Source organism: Pseudomonas sp. BRG-100 (assembly GCF_000737955.1).
In the GTDB taxonomy this organism is placed as follows: Bacteria; Pseudomonadota; Gammaproteobacteria; order Pseudomonadales; family Pseudomonadaceae; genus Aquipseudomonas; species Aquipseudomonas synxantha_A.
The window spans coordinates 4,763,416-4,782,266 of sequence record NZ_JPRX01000001.1 but is presented as its reverse complement, the minus strand read 5'-3'; the positions used below and the strand labels follow the sequence as shown (position 1 = coordinate 4,782,266).

16 protein-coding genes and 2 pseudogenes are annotated in these 18,851 nt (G+C 58.3%); 9 read left to right on the top strand and 9 right to left on the bottom strand.

From position 1 onward, the window contains the following. Nucleotides 1-5: 5 nt before the first annotated feature. The 5 genes from JH25_RS06185 to acs all read right to left on the bottom strand — a co-directional run bounded on the left by JH25_RS06185 (nucleotide 6) and on the right by acs (nucleotide 5,995). Nucleotides 6-1,118 carry a succinylglutamate desuccinylase/aspartoacylase family protein gene (locus JH25_RS06185; protein ID WP_032879825.1) on the bottom strand — a complete coding sequence of 371 codons (1,113 nt, stop codon included), beginning with the start codon at nucleotides 1,116-1,118 and terminating at the stop codon, nucleotides 6-8. Nucleotide 1,119: 1 nt separating this feature from the next. After that, nucleotides 1,120-1,818, bottom strand: coding sequence for an ABC transporter permease (locus JH25_RS06190; RefSeq protein ID WP_032879823.1), 699 nt, complete (start codon nucleotides 1,816-1,818; stop codon nucleotides 1,120-1,122). After that, the gene (locus JH25_RS06195; protein WP_032879821.1) at nucleotides 1,815-2,504 is read right to left on the bottom strand and encodes an ABC transporter permease; all 690 of its coding nucleotides are present in this window, start codon (nucleotides 2,502-2,504) and stop codon (nucleotides 1,815-1,817) included. The genes JH25_RS06190 and JH25_RS06195 overlap by 4 nt, the downstream gene beginning before the upstream one ends. Before the next feature lie 91 nt (nucleotides 2,505-2,595). Beyond that, nucleotides 2,596-3,381, bottom strand: a complete 786-nt coding sequence (locus JH25_RS06200) for an ABC transporter substrate-binding protein (RefSeq protein WP_032879819.1) — start codon at nucleotides 3,379-3,381, stop codon at nucleotides 2,596-2,598. Between the two features lie 658 nt (nucleotides 3,382-4,039). After that, entirely contained in the window at nucleotides 4,040-5,995 is a 1,956-nt protein-coding gene (gene acs, locus JH25_RS06205; protein WP_005790645.1) for an acetate--CoA ligase, read from the bottom strand. Nucleotides 5,996-6,393: 398 nt separating this feature from the next. Here acs and JH25_RS06210 point away from each other — a divergent pair, with 398 nt between their 5' ends. The 6 genes and pseudogenes from JH25_RS06210 to JH25_RS28285 all read left to right on the top strand — a co-directional run bounded on the left by JH25_RS06210 (nucleotide 6,394) and on the right by JH25_RS28285 (nucleotide 11,130). Beyond that, nucleotides 6,394-6,663: a DUF2790 domain-containing protein gene (locus JH25_RS06210; protein WP_014719601.1), complete on the top strand. Its 270-nt coding sequence runs from the start codon at nucleotides 6,394-6,396 to the stop codon at nucleotides 6,661-6,663. A 573-nt stretch (nucleotides 6,664-7,236) separates the two neighbouring features. Next, a complete protein-coding gene (locus JH25_RS06215) occupies nucleotides 7,237-8,487 on the top strand; it encodes a ribonucleotide-diphosphate reductase subunit beta (RefSeq protein ID WP_032879817.1) in 1,251 nt (416 codons plus the stop codon). 62 nt (nucleotides 8,488-8,549) lie between these two features. Continuing rightward, nucleotides 8,550-8,723, top strand: a pseudogene (locus JH25_RS28290) (HNH endonuclease); the annotation flags it as partial. Nucleotides 8,724-8,795: 72 nt separating this feature from the next. Next, nucleotides 8,796-9,443, top strand: coding sequence for an HAD-IB family hydrolase (locus JH25_RS06220; RefSeq protein ID WP_032879816.1), 648 nt, complete (start codon nucleotides 8,796-8,798; stop codon nucleotides 9,441-9,443). Nucleotides 9,444-9,695: 252 nt separating this feature from the next. Further along, nucleotides 9,696-10,643 (top strand): annotated as a pseudogene (locus JH25_RS0127330) (hypothetical protein). 106 nt (nucleotides 10,644-10,749) lie between these two features. Then, the gene (locus JH25_RS28285) at nucleotides 10,750-11,130 is read left to right on the top strand and encodes a helix-turn-helix domain-containing protein (RefSeq protein ID WP_032803685.1); all 381 of its coding nucleotides are present in this window, start codon (nucleotides 10,750-10,752) and stop codon (nucleotides 11,128-11,130) included. Here JH25_RS28285 and JH25_RS06230 read toward each other — a convergent pair. From JH25_RS06230 to JH25_RS06245, 4 genes are all read right to left on the bottom strand, one after another. After that, the gene (locus tag JH25_RS06230; protein ID WP_032879814.1) at nucleotides 11,060-11,617 is read right to left on the bottom strand and encodes an AAA family ATPase; all 558 of its coding nucleotides are present in this window, start codon (nucleotides 11,615-11,617) and stop codon (nucleotides 11,060-11,062) included. The genes JH25_RS28285 and JH25_RS06230 overlap by 71 nt on opposite strands. Before the next feature lie 96 nt (nucleotides 11,618-11,713). Beyond that, complete coding sequence (locus JH25_RS06235) at nucleotides 11,714-13,216, bottom strand: amidase family protein (protein ID WP_032879813.1); 1,503 nt, start codon at nucleotides 13,214-13,216, stop codon at nucleotides 11,714-11,716. Between the two features lie 100 nt (nucleotides 13,217-13,316). Then, a complete protein-coding gene (locus JH25_RS06240) occupies nucleotides 13,317-13,823 on the bottom strand; it encodes a hypothetical protein (RefSeq protein WP_236648063.1) in 507 nt (168 codons plus the stop codon). A gap of 327 nt (nucleotides 13,824-14,150) precedes the next feature. Further along, nucleotides 14,151-15,209 carry an MBL fold metallo-hydrolase gene (locus JH25_RS06245; RefSeq protein WP_032879811.1) on the bottom strand — a complete coding sequence of 353 codons (1,059 nt, stop codon included), beginning with the start codon at nucleotides 15,207-15,209 and terminating at the stop codon, nucleotides 14,151-14,153. 122 nt (nucleotides 15,210-15,331) lie between these two features. On the opposite strand from JH25_RS06245, the gene JH25_RS06250 reads away from it, so the two are divergent. The 3 genes from JH25_RS06250 to JH25_RS06255 all read left to right on the top strand — a co-directional run bounded on the left by JH25_RS06250 (nucleotide 15,332) and on the right by JH25_RS06255 (nucleotide 18,789). Next, entirely contained in the window at nucleotides 15,332-15,982 is a 651-nt protein-coding gene (locus tag JH25_RS06250) for a TetR/AcrR family transcriptional regulator (RefSeq protein ID WP_032879809.1), read from the top strand. 166 nt (nucleotides 15,983-16,148) lie between these two features. Further along, nucleotides 16,149-17,258 (top strand): diguanylate cyclase, encoded by a 1,110-nt coding sequence (locus JH25_RS0127325; protein WP_081883330.1) that lies wholly within the window; start codon nucleotides 16,149-16,151, stop codon nucleotides 17,256-17,258. A 211-nt stretch (nucleotides 17,259-17,469) separates the two neighbouring features. Continuing rightward, nucleotides 17,470-18,789, top strand: a complete 1,320-nt coding sequence (locus JH25_RS06255) for a methyl-accepting chemotaxis protein (RefSeq protein WP_032879807.1) — start codon at nucleotides 17,470-17,472, stop codon at nucleotides 18,787-18,789. Nucleotides 18,790-18,851: the final 62 nt, after the last annotated feature.

Here is an 18,851-nt window from a genome sequence, read left to right as displayed (position 1 = left end):
GGTGGTCAGTCGTTGAGCAAGCGCCCGTGACGCAGCGCTTCGCGCCCCGCCACCTTGGCCAGCCAGAAACCCGCTTGGGCATAACGTAGCCGTTCAACGGCAAACAACACCCCTGAGGTACCCGCACAAATGGTACTTACGCGGTCGGTCAGGGGGTCAATCACTTCAAAAATCTCGTCGCCGGTTTCTACCCAGTCGCCAGCTTTACGCAGGTAACTGATCACACCGGCATGGGGGGCGAACAGCAACTCGGTGCCTTCGAAGGGCATGCCTTCACAAGGTTCATGTTGCGGTGCGGGCCATTGGCCCCTGATCAAGCCCTGTTCGGCGAGGAATGCCAGAATGCCTTCGGCGTGGAAGATCGCTTCATCACGGCCGGTGTCGGCCTGGCCGCCCAACTCCAACGTTGTCGCCAGACAGGCCAACGGAATCCGGGCCTCGGGGAACAGGCGCGATAAACGCAGCCACGGCAACGAACACGCCTCGTCAAACGAACTGCCGCCGGAATCTTCCGCCAGCAGGCCGACCTTCACATTCAAATGCGCTGACAGCGACCGCCACTGCGGCCAGTGCTGCGGCAGCGCATACATGTGCAGCGCGGCTTCGGCATCGCAATGCAGGTCCAGCACCACATCGGCGGTGCAGGCATGGCTCAGCAGAATGCGCTGCATGCCTTGCAACTGGCTGCTCGGCTCGGGCAAGGCGGTGAGCGTATCGCTCATGGCCTGGCGAATCATGCGCACATTGGCGTGCGGGTCATCGCTCAGTTTGTCTTGCAGCAACGCGGCGACCGGCTCACTCAACTCAACGAAGTCGCGATTGAAATTCTTGCCGCTGCCCACTTCGAAACGCCCCTGATGGCTGCCTTGCAACAGCTGGCCAAGGCCCATCGGGTTGGCTACCGGCACCAGCTCGATCACGCCGTTGAGGGCGCCCTGCTGTTCCAGCTCGGTGAGGCGTTTTTTCAGTTCCCATGCGGCACGCATACCCGGCAACTCATCAGCGTGCAGGCTGGCCTGGATATAGGCCTTGCGCTCGCCGCTGCCGAAGCGAAATACGCTCAGTTGGCGCTCGCAGCCCAGGTGCCCCCAGGGCAGCAGATGATCGATACGTTCCATATCAGTGCTTCCGTGGAGCCAGATAGCTCAGCCAGCGGCGCTCGGCCAACTTGAACAGGCGCACCAGAATGAAGGTCAGGCACAGGTAGAACACGCCGGCGGTGATGTAGGCTTCGAACGGCAGGTAATACTGGGCATTGACCGTACGCGCGGCACCGGTGATGTCGATCAGCGTGACGATGGACGCCAGGCTGGTGGTCTGCAGCATCATGATCACTTCATTGCTGTACTGCGGCAGCGCACGGCGAAGGGCCGATGGCAACAGGATGCGGCGGTACAGCTTGTAGCGCGACATGCCCATGGCCTTGGCCGCTTCGATCTCACCGTTAGGCGTGGCCTTGAGGCTACCGGCGATAATCTCGGCGGTGTAGGCGCTGGTGTTGATCGCAAAGGCCAGGCAGGCGCAGAAGGTCGCGCTGGACAGCAGTGGCCACAGGAAGCTCTCGCGTACTGTTTCGAACTGCGCCAGGCCGTAGTAGATCAAAAACAGCTGCACCAGCATCGGCGTGCCGCGGATCACGTAGGTGTAGAGCCAGGCCGCGCCGTTGACGATTGGCTGCTTGGACACGCGCATCAAGCCCAGGGGCAAGGCCGCGAGCAGGCCGAAGAACAGCGAAATGGCAAGCAGTTTCAGGGTGGTCAGCAGGCCGCCAAGGTACAGCGGCATGGCCTCCCAGATGACGTTGTAGTCGAAGATCATAGATCAGCCGCCCTTACGCCTACCGAGTAGCGCTTCTCAAGATGACGCAAGGCCAGCAACGACACACTGGTGATCACCAGGTACATCGCCGCCACTGCGAGGAAGAAGGTAAAAGGTTCGCGGGTGGCATCGGCCGCCTGCTTGGCCTTGAACATCATGTCTTGCAAACCCACCACCGAAATCAGCGCGGTGGCCTTGGTCAATACCAGCCAGTTGTTGGTAAACCCGGGGATCGCCAGCCGAATCATCTGCGGCACCATCACCCGGAAAAACACCTGGAAGCTGCTCATGCCATACGCCAGGCCGGCTTCAGCCTGGCCCTTGGGAATGGCCATGAAGGCGCCACGGAAAGTTTCCGAAAGGTAGGCGCCAAAGATGAAACCCAGGGTGCCGATACCGGCGGCCAAGGGGTTCAAGTCGATATAGTCGTCAAAGCCCAATAGCGGCGCGACGCGGTTGAGCAAGTCCTGGCCGCCATAGAAAATCAGCAGGATCAGCACCAGGTCGGGGATCCCGCGGATCACCGTGGAGTACAAGTCACCCAGCCAAGCCAACCAGCGCACCGGCGACAGGCGTAACGCGACCCCGATCAGACCCAGAACAATGGCCAAGGCCATGGACGACAAGGCGAGCTGAAGCGTCAACCATGCGCCATCGAGGATAACGGCCCCGTAGCCTTTCAACATGATTCAGGTCCTCGAAAAGGGGGATGAAAAAATGGCGCAAACTTCAGAATGACTGGTGCTTGCGCCATTTCGGACAGACAGCTGCGACTATTTACTTGGCATCAGCGCCGTAGATATCGAAGTCGAAGTATTTGTCTTGGATTTTCTTGTATTCGCCGTTGGCACGAATCGCGGTAATCGCTGCGTTGATGCGCTCAAGGTTTTCCTTGTCGCCTTTGCGCACTGCGATACCAATGCCGTCGCCAAAGTATTTGGCTTCGGTGAACGACGGGCCTACAAAAGCGTAGCCTTTGCCGGCGTCGGTTTTCAGGAAGCCGTCCTGCAGCAGGGTAGCGTCAGCCACGGTACCGTCGAGACGACCGGCGGCCACGTCCAGGTAGATTTCGTTCTGGGTGCTGTAACCCTTGATATCCGCACCTTTTGGCGCCAGGACTTCACGAGCGAAACGGTCGTGGATCGAACCGCGCTGCACACCGATCTTCTTGCCCTTCAATTCATCCAGGCTGTCACTGACGGTGGTGCCTTCCTTCATCACCAGGCGCGCTGGGGACAGGTAGTAGCGAGTGGTGAAGTCCACGGACTTCTTGCGGTCTTCGGTGATGGACATGGACGACAGGATCGCGTCGATCTTGCGCACTTTCAGTGCAGGGATCAGGCCGTCGAACTCTTGCTCGACCCAAGTGCACTTGACGTCCATCTGCTTGCACAGCGCATTGCCGATGTCGTAGTCAAACCCGACGATGCTGCCGTCCGGTGCCTTCGAAGCAAACGGAGGGTAAGCTGCTTCGATACCAATTTTCAGTGGCTTGCCTTCGGCGAAAGCCTGCATGGACAGCACGGACAGCGCCAGGGCGCCCAACAGCACGAGTTTCTTCATCTTGGGACTCCATCGGTATAGGGCAAAAACAGCAGTATGAGCCATGGCCCACGATGCGCGAAGGTGTAACCGAATAGCGGGGCTGCGTCCTGCGCGGGCGACACCTGCGACGACGAGCGAGTGATCGGCATTCTAACGACAGGCCGGAAGCCGATATTTCCTCAATGCGACAACAATTTACAGAAGCACTGAGAAAGCGGTTCCAGCTCATTGACAGCCTCTGAGTTTTATGCAGAGACAAAAGATATTAAACCTGATGATGCTGCAAATTGCGGGCCTATTATTCGCAAACCCTTCTAGCACGGCAAGTGTGGCGTTTAATCTAATTTATCAGGGGGTCTACAACGCGGTTTTCAGGGGCGCAAGCGTGGTCCATCGCCTCAGGTTTTAATGCGGGGTTACACATTTGCACCAGCCGGTAACATTCTGAAACGTCCCACAGCAAAAACCGATATTTATTGGCTTGGTGGTTGAAATGCGCTCCAAATGTGAGAGGGGGCTTGCTCCCGATAGCGGCGGGTCAGCCAGTATATTTGGCACAGACCTGATGCTATCGGGAGCAAGCCCCCTCCCACACTGGATATCTGGTAATTGTTAGATCCCGCAGAAAAGCCCCATCCGGCTTAAACCGGATGGGGCTTTATTTGACTATCCGCGCTTACGCGACGTTCATGGTCTTGTGCGTCTCAATCAAATGCGCCACCACACTTGGATCCGCCAGGGTGGAAATATCCCCCAGCCCATCGTATTCAGCCGTAGCGATCTTGCGCAAAATGCGGCGCATGATTTTCCCCGACCGTGTCTTCGGCAGCCCCGGCGCCCACTGGATCACATCCGGTGAAGCAATCGGGCCGATTTCCTTGCGCACCCAGTTTTTCAGCTCCAGGCGCAGCGCTTCGTTGGGCTCTTCGCCATTCTTGAGCGTGACATACACATAGATGCCCTGCCCCTTGATGTCGTGCGGCACACCCACCACCGCGGCTTCGGCGACTTTCGGGTGGGCAACCATGGCGCTTTCAATCTCGGCAGTGCCCATGCGGTGGCCGGACACGTTCAACACATCATCCACACGACCGGTGATCCACCAGTAGCCATCTTCATCGCGACGGGCGCCATCGCCAGTGAAGTACATGCCGCGGAAGGTCTTGAAATAGGTATCGACAAAACGGTCATGGTCGCCGTACAGGGTACGCGCCTGGCCAGGCCACGAATCGAGGATCACCAGATTGCCTTCGGCAGCGCCTTCAATAATGTTACCGAGGTTGTCCACCAGCGCCGGCACTACACCAAAGAAAGGCCGCGCGGCCGAGCCTGGCTTGAGCGCGTGGGCGCCCGGCAATGGGCTCATCAGGGTCGCGCCGGTTTCAGTCTGCCACCAGGTATCGACAATCGGGCAACGGGATTGGCCGACATTCTTGTAGTACCAGTCCCAGGCTTCCGGGTTGATCGGCTCGCCCACCGAGCCGAGCAGGCGCAGGCTGCTGCCGTCGGCGCCTTCGCAGGCGGCAGTGCCGGAGGCCATCATGGCGCGGATCGCAGTGGGTGCGGTGTAGAGGATGTTGACCTTGTGCTTGTCGACGATCTTCGCCACCCGGGTGATGTCCGGGTAGTTCGGCACGCCTTCGAACAGCAGCGTAGTCGCGCCATTGGCCAACGGGCCGTAGACGATATAGGTGTGGCCGGTGACCCAGCCAACGTCGGCGGTGCACCAGTAGATTTCGCCGGGACGGTAGTCGAATACTCGCTCGTGGGTCAGGGCGGCATACAGCAAGTAGCCGCCGGTGGTGTGCTGCACGCCTTTAGGCTTGCCGGTAGAGCCGGAGGTATAGAGGATAAACAGCGCTTCTTCGGCGCCCATCTCTTTTGGCGCACACACGGTGCCCGCCACTTTCATCAAGTCTTCGTACCAGATGTCGCGATGCTGGTTCCACTTGATCGCGCCATTGGTGCGCTTGCACACAATAACCTTCTGGATGCTGCTGGTTTCCGGGTTGGTCAGCGCATCGTCGACGTTAGCCTTAAGCGGAATCTTCTTACCGGCGCGGATGCCTTCGTCAGCGGTGATCACCACTTTCGACTTACAGTCGATAATCCGACCGGCCAGGGCTTCCGGGGAAAAACCGCCGAACACCACCGAATGGATCGCACCGATGCGGGTACAGGCCAGCATGGCGACCACGGCTTCGGGAATCATCGGCATATAGATAGTCACCACGTCACCGCGGTGCACATCCTGGCCACGCAAGGCGTTGGCGAACTTGCAGACTTCTTCATGCAGTTCGCGGTAGGTGATATTGCGGCTCTCGGCAGGGTCATCGCCCTCCCAGATGATCGCGATCTGATCGCCACGTTCGGCAAGGTGACGGTCCAGGCAATTGTAGGAAACGTTCAGGGTGCCATCGGCAAACCATTTGATGTCGACATGGTGGTCGTCGAACGAGGTCTGCTTCACCGCGGTGAAAGGCTTGACCCAGTCAAGGCGTTTGGCTTGCTCACGCCAGAAGCCATCGGGGTTGACCACCGACTGCTGGTACATGGCCTTGTAGGTCGCCTCGTCGGTCAGCGTGTTGGCTGCTACTTCGGGGCGAACAGGGTACAGGGAAGCCGCACTCATCTTTCTTACCTCGGTGACAATAGTTGTTGTTGTATGGCCCCTGTTGTAGCCGGGGTGGGCCTATAGAACCATTCGACGATGGTAGTAACAAGACCCTACAAATTGCCCTGCTATGCCTGCTTGCTGCTCTGGCCCGCGGCCTGCGGTGCGTTGCGGGTAACTGAAAAAACGTAGATCGACCGATTGTTACAAAAACCGCCAAAGGTGTTTATCAAAAGCACGGGTATATGAATATAACGCGCAGGCTTAGAATCACTTCCGCCAACCAAGGCACTGTGATTAACACCGTAACAGCCCCCACGAAGGCACGTTAATCCGAACTTCCCAACTTTTAAGTTACACACGCGGCCTCACAAGGGCCCCGTGCCCCCTTTCGCCCTGAAGAAGGTAATGAAGAAATGAAAGCTCTATTAGTTATGGCCCTCAGCAGCTTGTGCGCCACCGCCGCCCTGGCCGACGAAGCCCCGACTGAGCTGGCCGGCCAGAATGCACCGATCGTTGAGGACTACACCTATAGCACTCACTTGGATGTGGCTAAAGTATTGTCCATGAGCAGTATTCCGGAAGTCTGTGAAGTTGTTCCGGTAAAGATGGAATATGAAGACTCCCAAGGTCAACGACACATCCTCAACTATCAAGTGATGGGCAATGGTTGCTCTAACGGATAACAACTTGGTTATTTAGATTCAACCCGGATCTTGGTCGCCGCAAGAAATCAATCTTGCGGCCAAGAACCCACCTCGAATACACCGCAAATCAAATGTGGGAGCTGGCTTGCCTGCGATGGCGGTTTCAGCCACGACGTCCCATACAGCCCTTCTCACCTGCTCCCTCCCCTCCCCATAAAATTTCTCCCAACACCCGCCAGAAATTTCCATCCCCAGCAAAGCCTTGCAAACACTCGCTCTGGCCGAAAACCACGTCATTTTGGCGCGCTCAAGTGACCATCCGCCGCAACACAAACCCAATTTTTTCCCTATAATGCGCGGGTAAATCGGGCCTGCAATATCCCTTTACACTGGGACGAAGAGCCAGACCTGAGGCATCCCGCGCGAGCTTGCACCTACCGCTGCGCACCTCAAGCCTCACGCAGAGCTCCCGTAGCCCTATTCCGTTTAATGCGTGCGCTAGCTGCAACAAACGATTCCTTAAGATCCACCGCGGCCATTGGGCCGTGTGAACACCCAACCATCCGGTTTCACACGGGCACCTTTGAGCCCTCACGCAGGAGACGACACGTCATGCTGAGCTGGGACGAATTCGACAAAGAAGAAGAAGGCGAAGTAGCCGCTAAAGGCGCCAACGCCGGCCACGCCACCGAAGCCAACATGGACCGCCTCGACGGTGCCGGCGCCGCTGCCGCCATCGAAGCCCGCGCCGTCACCGCCAGTGATTCGGCCGCCATCGTGCGCGCCAAGGCCGCCCTGGACAAACTCGACGTCGCCGAAGGCCTCGCTGAGCTGGAAGGCTCCGCCGCCCGCGTCGCCGTTGACGAAAAACGCATGATCAACTGCCGCGCCGACCTCAACCAACTCGTACCCTTCAAGTACGACTGGGCCTGGCAGAAGTACCTCGACGGCTGCGCCAACCACTGGATGCCGCAAGAGGTCAACATGACCGCCGACATCGCCCTGTGGAAAAACCCTGAAGGCCTGACCGACGACGAACGCCGCATCGTCATGCGCAACCTCGGATTCTTCTCCACCGCCGACTCCCTGGTCGCCAATAACCTGGTGCTGGCCGTGTACCGCCTGATCACCAACCCGGAGTGCCGCCAGTACATCCTGCGCCAGGCCTTCGAAGAAGCGATCCACACCCACGCCTACCAGTACTGCATCGAATCGCTGGCCATGGATGAAGGCGAGATCTTCAACATGTACCACGAGATTCCATCGGTCGCCAAAAAGGCAGCCTGGGGCCTGAAGTACACCCGCTCGATCTCCGATCCGAAGTTCGAAACCGGCACCGTCGAGACCGACAAGGAACTGCTGCGTAACCTGGTCGCTTACTACTGCGTGCTGGAAGGCATCTTCTTCTATTGCGGCTTCACCCAAATTTTGTCCATGGGTCGCCGCAACAAAATGACCGGCGTGGCCGAGCAGTTCCAGTACATCCTGCGCGACGAGTCGATGCACCTGAACTTCGGTATCGATGTGATCAACCAGATCAAAATCGAAAACCCGCACTTGTGGGATGCCGAGATGAAGGAAGAAGCGACCCAGATGATTCTGCAGGGGACGCAGCTGGAGATTGAATACGCTCGCGACACCATGCCTCGCGGTGTGTTGGGCATGAATGCGGCGATGATGGAGGACTATCTCAAGTTCATCGCCAACCGTCGCCTGTCGCAGATTGGCTTGAAGGAAGAGTACCCAGGCACGACTAACCCGTTCCCGTGGATGAGCGAGATCATGGACTTGAAGAAAGAGAAGAATTTCTTCGAGACCCGTGTGATCGAGTATCAAACAGGTGGTGCGCTGAGCTGGGATTGATCCCTAAGCCAAGCAACACGATGAAGCCCTGACTTGTTCAGGGCTTTTTAATGCACGGTGAATTGCCACTTTTTGAAGTACATCACGTCAAGCACCTGGCCCGGAAGGGTTCGGATCGCATCACCAATGCTGTAGCCTTGTGCCCCAACTGCCATCAGCGTTGTCACCGGTCGAGTGATCGGGACGCTTTCACCGAAGGGCTTTACGCCAAAATCGGAAGATTGGCACGGGAGTAGACTCCTGCTGTCACACCTGATGTACGCACAAAAAATACTAGATAGGACCGAGGCCAACCCGTGAACCCAGACATGCTCGAAGCCGGCCCCATCGACGCCAAAGTACTCTCCGTCTTTGACTTCGACGGCACCCTCACCCACCACGACAGTTTCGTGCCCTTCCTCAAGTTTGCCTTTGGCCCCGGTGAGTTTTATGGCCGGATGGTCAAGCTGGCGGTGCCTGGGCTGCGCTTCTTGGTGCGGCAGATCAGCCGGGATGAGTTGAAGGCGCAGTTGATTCGCACCTTTATGACCGGGGTGCAGAAGACGTGGGTGCAGCAGAAGGCCGAGGAGTATTGCCAGCGTAATTGGGCGCGGTTGATGCGCCCGGCTGGGGTGTTGTCGGTGGAGCAGGAGTTGGGCTCGGGGGCGGTGGTGACGTTGTGCTCGGCGTCGCCGGCGTTGGTGTTGCAGCCGTTTGCCGATCGGCTTGGGATCAAGTTGATCGGGACTGAGCTTGAGGTGGTCGACGGGGTGTTGACCGGCAAGCTCACCGGGAATAACTGCCGTTGTGAGAATAAGGTGCTGCGGCTTGAGGCCGTGTATGGCGACCTGGGGGAGTATCGGCTCAGGGCCTGGGGCGATACGCGTGGGGATCGGGAGTTGTTGGCCGCGGCGCAGGATGCGCATTTTCGGCACTTTCATGCGAAGAAGAAAAAGCGGGCTCGGTTGCAGCGGTGATGCGGGTGGGTGGGGTTGGCGGAGGGGACCGAGGCGATCCCTTCGCAGCCTCGCTGGGGCTCGACAGCTCCCACATTTGATCCGTGCATCTCAGTGGAATGGTGTTTACGTCGTGGTTTTGGGGTCTACGCCGAGAGCCGTTGCAGACGCTTTTACCGTCAGGCTTCTTGAGCGGACGACGCGTTGCAGGTTCTTGCTGATATTTACACAGGATCCGGCTATTAATAGCCAAATTCCCACGGACCGAGCCCCATGAAATTCGACACGGCCTACAGCCTGGCTCTCGATGACAAGTTGTCGATCTACGACGTACGAGAGCTGAATTTCGACGAAACCGCTGACTTCGATTCCGACAAGGACCGCTTCCTCTGCCCCAACGACGCGTGCCGCGCAGCGTTCGACGCCGGCAATGTGTTGAGCACCTTCAACGCCAAGAACGTCAATTACCTGCGCACCCCACACTTCAAGAACAAACCCGGCACCCGGCATATCGAAGGCTGTCGCTATGCCAGCAGCCAAAAGACCGCGGCCGGTGAAAGTGAGGACGAGCGCGAGGACAACTTCCCATCGGAATTGGTACTGACACGCCGTCAGTACGAACGTAAAACACCTGCTGCCGGCATCGATGGAGGCGCCCCACAAGAGCCAACGAAAACGCCTTCAAATCGCGTTGAGAAATCCCATGTCAGCAGCGACACAACCCCGGACAAAACCAGCGTGTTCGCCCATCCGGTGGAATGCTATGTGTCGAACATCGATGACAAGGACAAGCTCAAGGCCATGCCCTTGAAGATTGGTGAGCACACGGCGACTTACTGGTCGTTCTTCAAGAAAATCGAATACCTGCAAGACAACAAGGGCCTGATCTACTGGGGCAAGATCAAGGAAATCAAAGACTACACCAGCAGCTTTCGCATCGATTTCGAAAAGAAAGTGTGGCTCGACAAGAAGCCTTATTCAGTCAACGTCTACCTGAACAAAAAGCTCATCGAAAGCTACCGCAAGCGCACGGTTTTCCTGGAGTAGATCAAGGCAGCGGCCAGCAGCGAGCGACCGCTGTATTGTTTCTTCTACGGAGTGACACCGGAACTCAAGCAGGTGCCCAGCAAGAAAAACCCCGAGCAAACGTTCGGGGTATTCAGTGCGAATATCGAGAACCTGGATCATCTGATTATCCGGGAGGCGTCGGGAATGGAATAACTGGGCGTTGAAACAGCGACGAAAAAATCCAGATGATGAGCGGTACAAACAACTGTACAAAAACACAGTATAGTTGCGCCTCCCCCGTCGAACCTGGAGAACCCCCATGTCCTCTCTGGCAATGAGCTCTTTCGTAGAACAGCAGATCGTCCTGCACCAATTCACCGCCAAACACTGCGCACAGGCCCGCGTTATGCTGGGCTGGAGCCGGGAACATCTGGCTCGCCAGGCGGGCGTGGCGGTAGAGGCGATTCAACAATTGGAGGCCCACGGCGAAGTCGACGATGAAACCCGCCTGATCCTGGCGTTTTGCCTGGAGGCGCAAGGGCTGGTGTTCTTCCCGGGGTTTGCGCCGGGGTGGGGCATGAGTGTGCGCCGGTTTGACACCGTAACCGCCGAGCCCACAGCACCAGGCCTCATTTCTCGGTTGATGGGTTCAACAACGGCGTCAGTTGATTCACCAACTCCTCAACCGAATGGTGCGTAGCGTCCAGCCGGATCACCGGGCAGCTCAACGGTTTCAACCAGGTTTCATGCCGACGCAGGCTACGTAGGCTGTGATTGCCAGTATCGTAGCGTGCGGCCCAGGTGAGAAAGGCGACACTGTTTTGATGGCGGCTGCCACCTTCCAGAATCTGCTCCCCGTAGCGCTGCGCTTCTCGCAGGCGCAGGCGTTGCAGGCGCACTTGCGGTTCTACGCGCAGGAACACCACATGGGTGAATAGCGGGATCATCGCGTCGCCCCAGCCGCAGAGTGACCCCGACAATACCCAGCCTTGATGGCCGGCGGTGTGTTCCTGCAGCAGGCGGAGGCGTTCGTCCCGGAGCCGGGCGATGGAAAAGGGTTCGAGGGTTTGCTGCCAGTAATAGAAATCGGAGTCGAAACAGGCAATATTCAGGTGCTCGGCCAATACCTTGCCCAAGGTAGTGCAACCGGTGCCCGCTGCGCCGAGGATATGAATTCTGTATGCCATGGCGTCCCTCCATGGCATTGAGTGTAAACCGTGAAGTTTCAGGCCGGCAGGTTCAGTGCCCGGCACTCCTTTTGCGATGCAAAATGACCTGACCGATCAAAGCCCAGGCTTGGTTGCCGTTTGTGCGGCCTGCTCATACCCGTGGGCCACCGCCAACAACGTGGGCTCGCTCCAACGGGTGCCGAAGAAGTGGGCGGCCGTGGGTAAACCGTCTTCGTTCGTGCCGGAGGGTACGGTGATACCTGGGTAGCCGGCCGCTGCTACGCCGAAGTAACTGTTGGTATCAAAATCCGACACTATGGCGTCCAGTTTATAAGTCTTGATCGGCTCATCCACGCTGCTGCGAAAATCCTCGATCAGTTTTTCCCACGCCCTTTCGCGCTGTTCTGGCGCCAGTGTGGAGGCATTGATCTGCTTGAGCAGGGGCTGATGATCGGTATCCGTGCCGTCACGGTCTTCGTTGAACTTGATCAGCTCAGCCAGTGACTTGACTGGCAATCCCGTGCGCTTGGCCAAGTAGCCATTCAACTCTTCGTTTACATCCGATAACAACAGTTCTTCATAGCGTGACTCATCTGCCATACGCAGGTTAATCGGCACTAAAACCGCCCCTTGTGCCTCAAGCACCTCCAGTGCTTTGCTGAATTGCGCACTATTTTCCACAGCCTGAACTTCACCGTTTGCAGAAAACGTCTTGGGATATCCAATACGCTTGCCCTTCAACGCACCAGGTACCAATAACTGCGTGTAATCAACCCCTTCTGGAGCGCCCACGCTCGCCGGATCGTGGAGGTCGCGGCCAGACATGGCGTTGAGCATCAGCGCCGCATCGAACACCGACCGTGCCATCGGGCCCGGTGTGTCCTGGTGCTGGCTAGCCGGGATAATGCCATTGCGGTCCAACAAACCGACGCTGGGCTTGAGCCCAACCACACCATTGAATGCTGCGGGCACGATGATCGAGCCGTTGGTTTCGGCCCCCACCGCCAAGGGGGCCAACCCTGCGGCGACGGCTGCGGCCGAGCCGGAACTGGAGCCACCCACCTGCGCGTCCGGATGATGTGGGTTGCGAGTCTGACCACCGCGGGTACTCCAGCCATCGGGAGCGCCGCGAAAACCGGCCAGCTCCGTCATGTTGGTTTTACCGAGAATCACGGCGCCCTGGCTGATCAGGTATTCAACTAATGGAGCGTTTTTACCCGCCGCCTCCCCTACCAGAGCAAAGGCACCTGCACTGGTTTGCATGCCTGCAGTCTCAATGGTGTCTTTGAGCAAGATAGGTATTCCGTGCAGTGGTCCGCGCACCTTGCCATTGGCCCGTTCCTGGTCCAGCGTGCGGGCGCTTTCAAGCGCTTGCGGGTTGAGTTCAATAACAGAACTCAGCTGCGGATCCAGCGTGCGGATGCGCTCCTGAAAATAATTGACCAGCCCTTGCGAGGTGATGCCTCCCGGTCGCGACATCTGCTCAGCCAGTTCGCGCACACTGGCATATTCCGTCCCGGCGGGGATAGGTTTTGAAATCGCTGGCGACGATTGAACAGGCAAAGTGTTATGTGCGTAGTTAACAAAAAAACTTACACCAGAGCCGATACCAAACATGAAATATCTCCTGCGAGAGGAAGAAATGGCGAAGGATCCCGATTGACCCAGGTGCCAGTCTAAAAACTCCCCTCCCGCCAAGAAGCGCGACATCGGTAGTTCATCCTGTTGGATTGTTCAGCACCTCCTGTACTCCCAGACGTCGAGCACTGCGGTATCCCAGTACGAGTGCCGTAAGGGAATCCTTCGACCACCGCGCACCGTAGAACCACAACACTGCACCATCCTCAAGCGGTTCGTTAAGCCTTGGGTAGCCACTCCAGCATGCGTCGTGGAAGGCGGCGTTCTGGCTATCGGCCACCAGAGCGTCCAGTTGGTACGCGCGCACAAGCTCATCGATTTCATTGCCGCCAGGGCGCGGGTCATCGGCGTGGCGCGCAGGCACCGGGACCAAGTTGGTTCCGGCCCGGCGCAGAACATCCAACGCGCGCAAGAATGCCACCCCGTGTCCGATCGGTGTTTGATCATGCCCCCACCGCTGGGCGAACCCCACGCGCCTGCCGCTCAACGTCGAGGCAGCGCTGAAAGTGCTATTGTTCTGTACCAGAGGCACCTCGACCATCACCGGCCCTGAGGGCTCCAGGCCGCTCAAGGCAATCAACGACAACGAGGGATCGCGCGTAGGTTTCAGGGGAAGAGCCGGTGCGTTATAGCCGGGGATTGGTATGCTGGTGGCCAAAGCAGGATCGGCACCAAAAGCGATGCTGCGTGAGTTTGTAGGGCCAGTAGCAGGATGGATACTCGCAGCGGGCTCCTCGAGCCCCGGCGCCAATTGCTTGGATGGGCACGCCATGCCGACTCGCCAATATTTGCTACATTCACTTTCCATCGGAACTACCCCGAAAATAGATTCTCGGAGATCATCGCACCCTTGACTGGCGCCTGTCGCAGCCTTGAAACAGCTTGAAAACTCCTTTTTCCGCGGCCATTGCTGTCAGCTGGCGAGGCGCTCCTGCGTACCCTCAGTCTCCACCTCCAACCACCACGCATGGCCGCGCTCGGGCTGGTTCAATCGAAACGCCTGCCCCATCGCCGGGGTGGTGATCGATACATTGCGCTCCCAGGCCAGGGCCATGATGCGGTCGAAGGGTTCGTGCCAGGCATGGAATGCCAGATCGAAGGTGCCGTTGTGAATGGGCAACAACCAGCGCCCTTTGAGATCGATATGCGCCTGCAAGGTTTGCTCCGGTTGCATGTGCACATGGGGCCAATCGACGTTGTAGGCGCCGGTCTCCATCAGGGTCAGGTCAAACGGGCCATACTGCTCGCCAATGCGCTTGAAACCATCGAAATAGCCAGTGTCGCCACTGAAGAAGATGCGCCGCGCATCGTCGATCATCACCCAGGAACACCACAGGGTCTGGTTGCTATCAAACAGGCCGCGTCCGGAAAAATGCTGTGCCGGGGTAGCGATAAAACGAATGCCATCGACTTCCGTGCCCTGCCACCAATCCAGCTGATGGACTTTATTGGCATCGATCCCCCATTTGATCAGCGTCTCGCCCACGCCCAGGGGCGCCAGGAAGTAGCGGGTCTTACCAGCCAGTTGCACCACAGCCTCGTGGTCAAGATGGTCATAGTGGTTGTGGGAAAGAATCACCGCCTCCAGCGGTGGCAACGCTTCAAGGCTGATAGGAGGGGCGTGGAAACGCTTGGGGCCTGCCCAACTGAACGGTGACGCGCGCTCGGCGAATACCGGGTCGGTAACCCAGAATTTACCGCGCATCTTCAGCAGTACCGTCGAATGCCCAAGGCGGAACACCGTGTGGTCGGGTGCCGCCAACAACTGCTCGCGGGTCAGTGGCTGCACCGGGATCGGCCCCACTGGCCGCGTAGTGCGTGGTTTGTTGAACAGCATGTTCCAGAAAATGCGCAAGGTTTTGCCAAAACCGCCGTGTTGCACCGGGGCGTCATTGGTGAAGTGCCCCTGGTCCTGCCCGGCAGGCTGGAGCGCTGCAGGCGCAGGGTCGACACGGGTTGAAATCGTGGCCATTACCGAGTGACTCCTACAGTACGAAGAAGAATTACACTGCACAGTGTAGTTTCTAGATTGCAACAAAATCCGGAGCAAGTAAACTGCTGAGTGTAATTTCCTGATTGAGTCGAATGCCATCCATGACTGCCCCCAAGCGCCTCACCGAGCGTAAACGCGACGCCATCGTGGCGGCGGCGATTGCCGAATTTCGCGAGAACGGTTTCGAGGTCACCAGCATGGACAAAGTTGCCGCCACCGCCGGCGTTTCCAAGCGCACGGTGTACAACCACTTTCCCAGCAAGGAAGAGCTGTTCGCCGAGATCCTGAGCCAACTGTGGGCCAGCAGCGTTGCCCAACTGGACGTGAACTACGCCAGCGACCAGCCGCTGCGCGATCAACTGCGCAAGTTGCTGGAAGCAAAAATGAAGATGATGTCGGACGCCAACTTCCTCGACCTGGCGCGCGTGGCCATTGCTGCCACCATCCATTCGCCCGAACGTGCGCAAGATATGGTCAATCGCCTCAGCGCACGGGAAGAAGGTTTTACCCAATGGGTGCGCGCTGCCCAGGAAGACGGCCGCCTCAACTGTACCGATCCAGCTTTCGCGGCTCACCAGATCCAGAGCCTGCTCAAGGCCTTTGCCTTCTGGCCGCAAATCACGCTCGGCCAGCCCACCCTCGATGTGGCCGCCCAGGCCAACGTCATCGAATCTGCAATCGACCTGTTCCTCGCCGGCTACGAAGTGCGCACCCCGCCCCTGCATCAGGACCTGTTGCCGGGGCGACATTAAAGGTCGCTTTTGGCGCATTCACCCGCTGTTTTGCGCAAATGGCCTGAAAGGACACTGATTATTCCTACAGGAATAATCGACAATATCGGCCGCTATTATCCGATCATCGACGCCGACCGTTGACGCACGCTGTCGCACCTGCAAAAAACAGCTGACCCAGGACACTATGGAAAACAGACGAGGCAAAGGGCTTTCATTTGCCAGACGTATCTACAAGCCAAGGATCATCGGCCTGGGTATCGGTAGCATCAGCGTAATCGGCGCGTTGTATCCCTTGTCAATGCCAGGCTGGGTATGGGCGTTGTTGTTGTTCAATGGCCTTGCCTGGCCGCACGTGGCTTATCTGATCTCGACCCATTCGCCGTTTCCCTATCAGGCCGAACGGCGCAACCTGCTGTATGACTCATTGTCGGGCGGTTTCTGGGCAGCGGCCACCCAGTTTTCGCCACTGACGGCCGTCACCATTCTGTCGATGATGGCCATGAATAACGTCGCTGCCGGTGGCACACGCTTGCTCCTGCATGGGCTGCTCGCACAAGCCGCCGGCATCGCGATAGCCTGGAGCCTGTTCGGGGTCAAGTTCGATTCCAGCGTCAGCCTTTCCGAGGTCTACACCTGCTTGCCGATGCTGACGCTCTACCCGATGGCCATCGGCATGGTCTGTTATCAGTTGGCAATCAAACTGTCGCAACATAAACGCGCCCTCAGCGCCCTGAGCCGTATCGACAGCCTGACCGGCCTGCTCAACCATGGCTCATGGAAAGACCTGCTGAACCTCAAGTTCCATAAGTGCCAACAGCAACAAAGCCAGGCGACCATTGCCCTGATCGATATCGACCACTTCAAGCGTATCAACGATATGCACGGCCATACCGTCGGGGATGCGGTACTGCGCCAGTTGAGCCAGGAATTACGCCAGCACCTGCGCGAAGAAGACCTCGCCGGCCGCTACGGAGGTGACGAGTTCTGTGTGATCCTTCCGAAAATGCCCTTGCAAGATGCTGCGCGACTCATGGAACAGATGCGCGAAAAGTTCAGTAACTACCGCACTGCGCAGATCCCCGAATTACGCGTGAGCCTGAGCATCGGCCTGGCGGATTTTCAACCGGCCTTCAAGGATGCGGTCATGTGGCTCAACGCTGCGGATCGCGCGCTGTACGCTGCCAAGAACAGCGGCCGCAACCGCGTCAGGACCAGCGATCGAAGATCGCCTGTTCAGCCGCAGTTGTCTGATAACACCTCGTCCGAATCTTCGTCGGCGGGCCTGCCGCAATAGCATAATGCCGCCATTGGTCGGCTACCCGAAAATGCCCCTGCTCAAGCAGCGAACTTCTGGGCCGGCCGATCACTCTGAACCCCTTGTTCCACCCCCTCTGTCAGCATCAGGAAGCTGGCAATGAGCAAGTCAACCGTAAGGCCTGGGGCCCTACGGGGTCAGGCGCAAATACATGGATACCGCATATGCTTGCATGCCCGAGCCCTCTAACATGCTATTTAACACCCACAAGAAAACCATCAGCACCCTGCAACACAGCATTGCCCAACAGGCCAGCCTGCTGGATGCCATCGAGCGCTCCATGGCCGTCATCGAATTCGACCTGCAAGGCACCGTGCTGCGGGCCAATGAGAACTTCTTCAAGACCATGGGTTACCGCGCCGAACAGGTCCTGGGCCAGTCCCACCGGATGTTCTGCACCCCGGCGTTCACCCGCAGCGCCGAGTACAACCAACTGTGGACGCAGCTGCGCAACGGCCAATTTCAGTCAGGCACCTTTGAGCGGGTGGGTGCCAACGGTGATTCGGTGTGGCTGGAAGCCAGCTACAACCCGGTACGCGATGAAGCCGGTCACGTGACCAAAGTGGTGAAGTACGCCATGGATGTCACCCCACGCCTGCAAGCTGAAAGTGAAGCCAACGCCAAGCTGCAAGCCATCGACCGCGCCATGGCGATGATCGAGTTCAACCTCGATGGCACCATTATCACCGCCAACGCAAACTTCCTGCAGCGCATGGGGTACAGCCTGACGCAGATCCAGGGCAAGCATCACCGCCTGTTCTGCACACCCGAACTGGCCAACAGTGCAGCCTACAGCGAGTTCTGGAAACGCTTGAACCAGGGCGAGCTGTTCAATGGCCAGTTCGAGCGGGTGGATAAAAACGGCCAGGTGGTGTGGCTGGAAGCCAACTACAACCCGGTGTACGACGCCAGCGGGCGCCTGTGCAAAGTGGTGAAGTTCGCCTCCGATGTTACCGCCCGGGTCCAACAACATGCCACCGAGGCACAGAGCGCGGCCCAGGCTTATCACCTGTCATTGAGCACCCAGGAGATGGCCGAAAAAGGCGCCGAGGTGATCCAGAAAACCGCTACCGGTATGCGCGAAATTGCTCGGGATATCGACACATCCTCGCAACTGATCGCCAAGCTCGGCGAGCGCTCGCAGCAGATCACCGCCATCGTCAACACCATTCGCGGCATCGCCGACCAGACCAACCTGCTGGCCCTCAACGCCGCCATCGAAGCCGCACGCGCCGGCGAGCAGGGCCGTGGCTTTGCCGTGGTTGCCGATGAAGTGCGGCAGTTGGCAGCGCGCACCAGCGGCTCCACCGCCGAAATTTCCGGCATGATCGCCATGATCCAGGACGAAACCCGCCAAGCCATCGACAGCATGGACGCCACCCGCGACCGTGCCGCCCACGGCGTAGAACTGGCCAACCAGGCGGGCACGGTGATCCTGCAGATTCGCGAAGGCACCGGCGAAGCGGTCCAGGCGGTGAGCGCGTTTGCCAACGACCGGGGCAATCGCTGACCGGTTCTTCATGTCGGTGGCTGGTGGGCTCGGTCTATAGTGTTGGTTGTCTTTACGCTAAG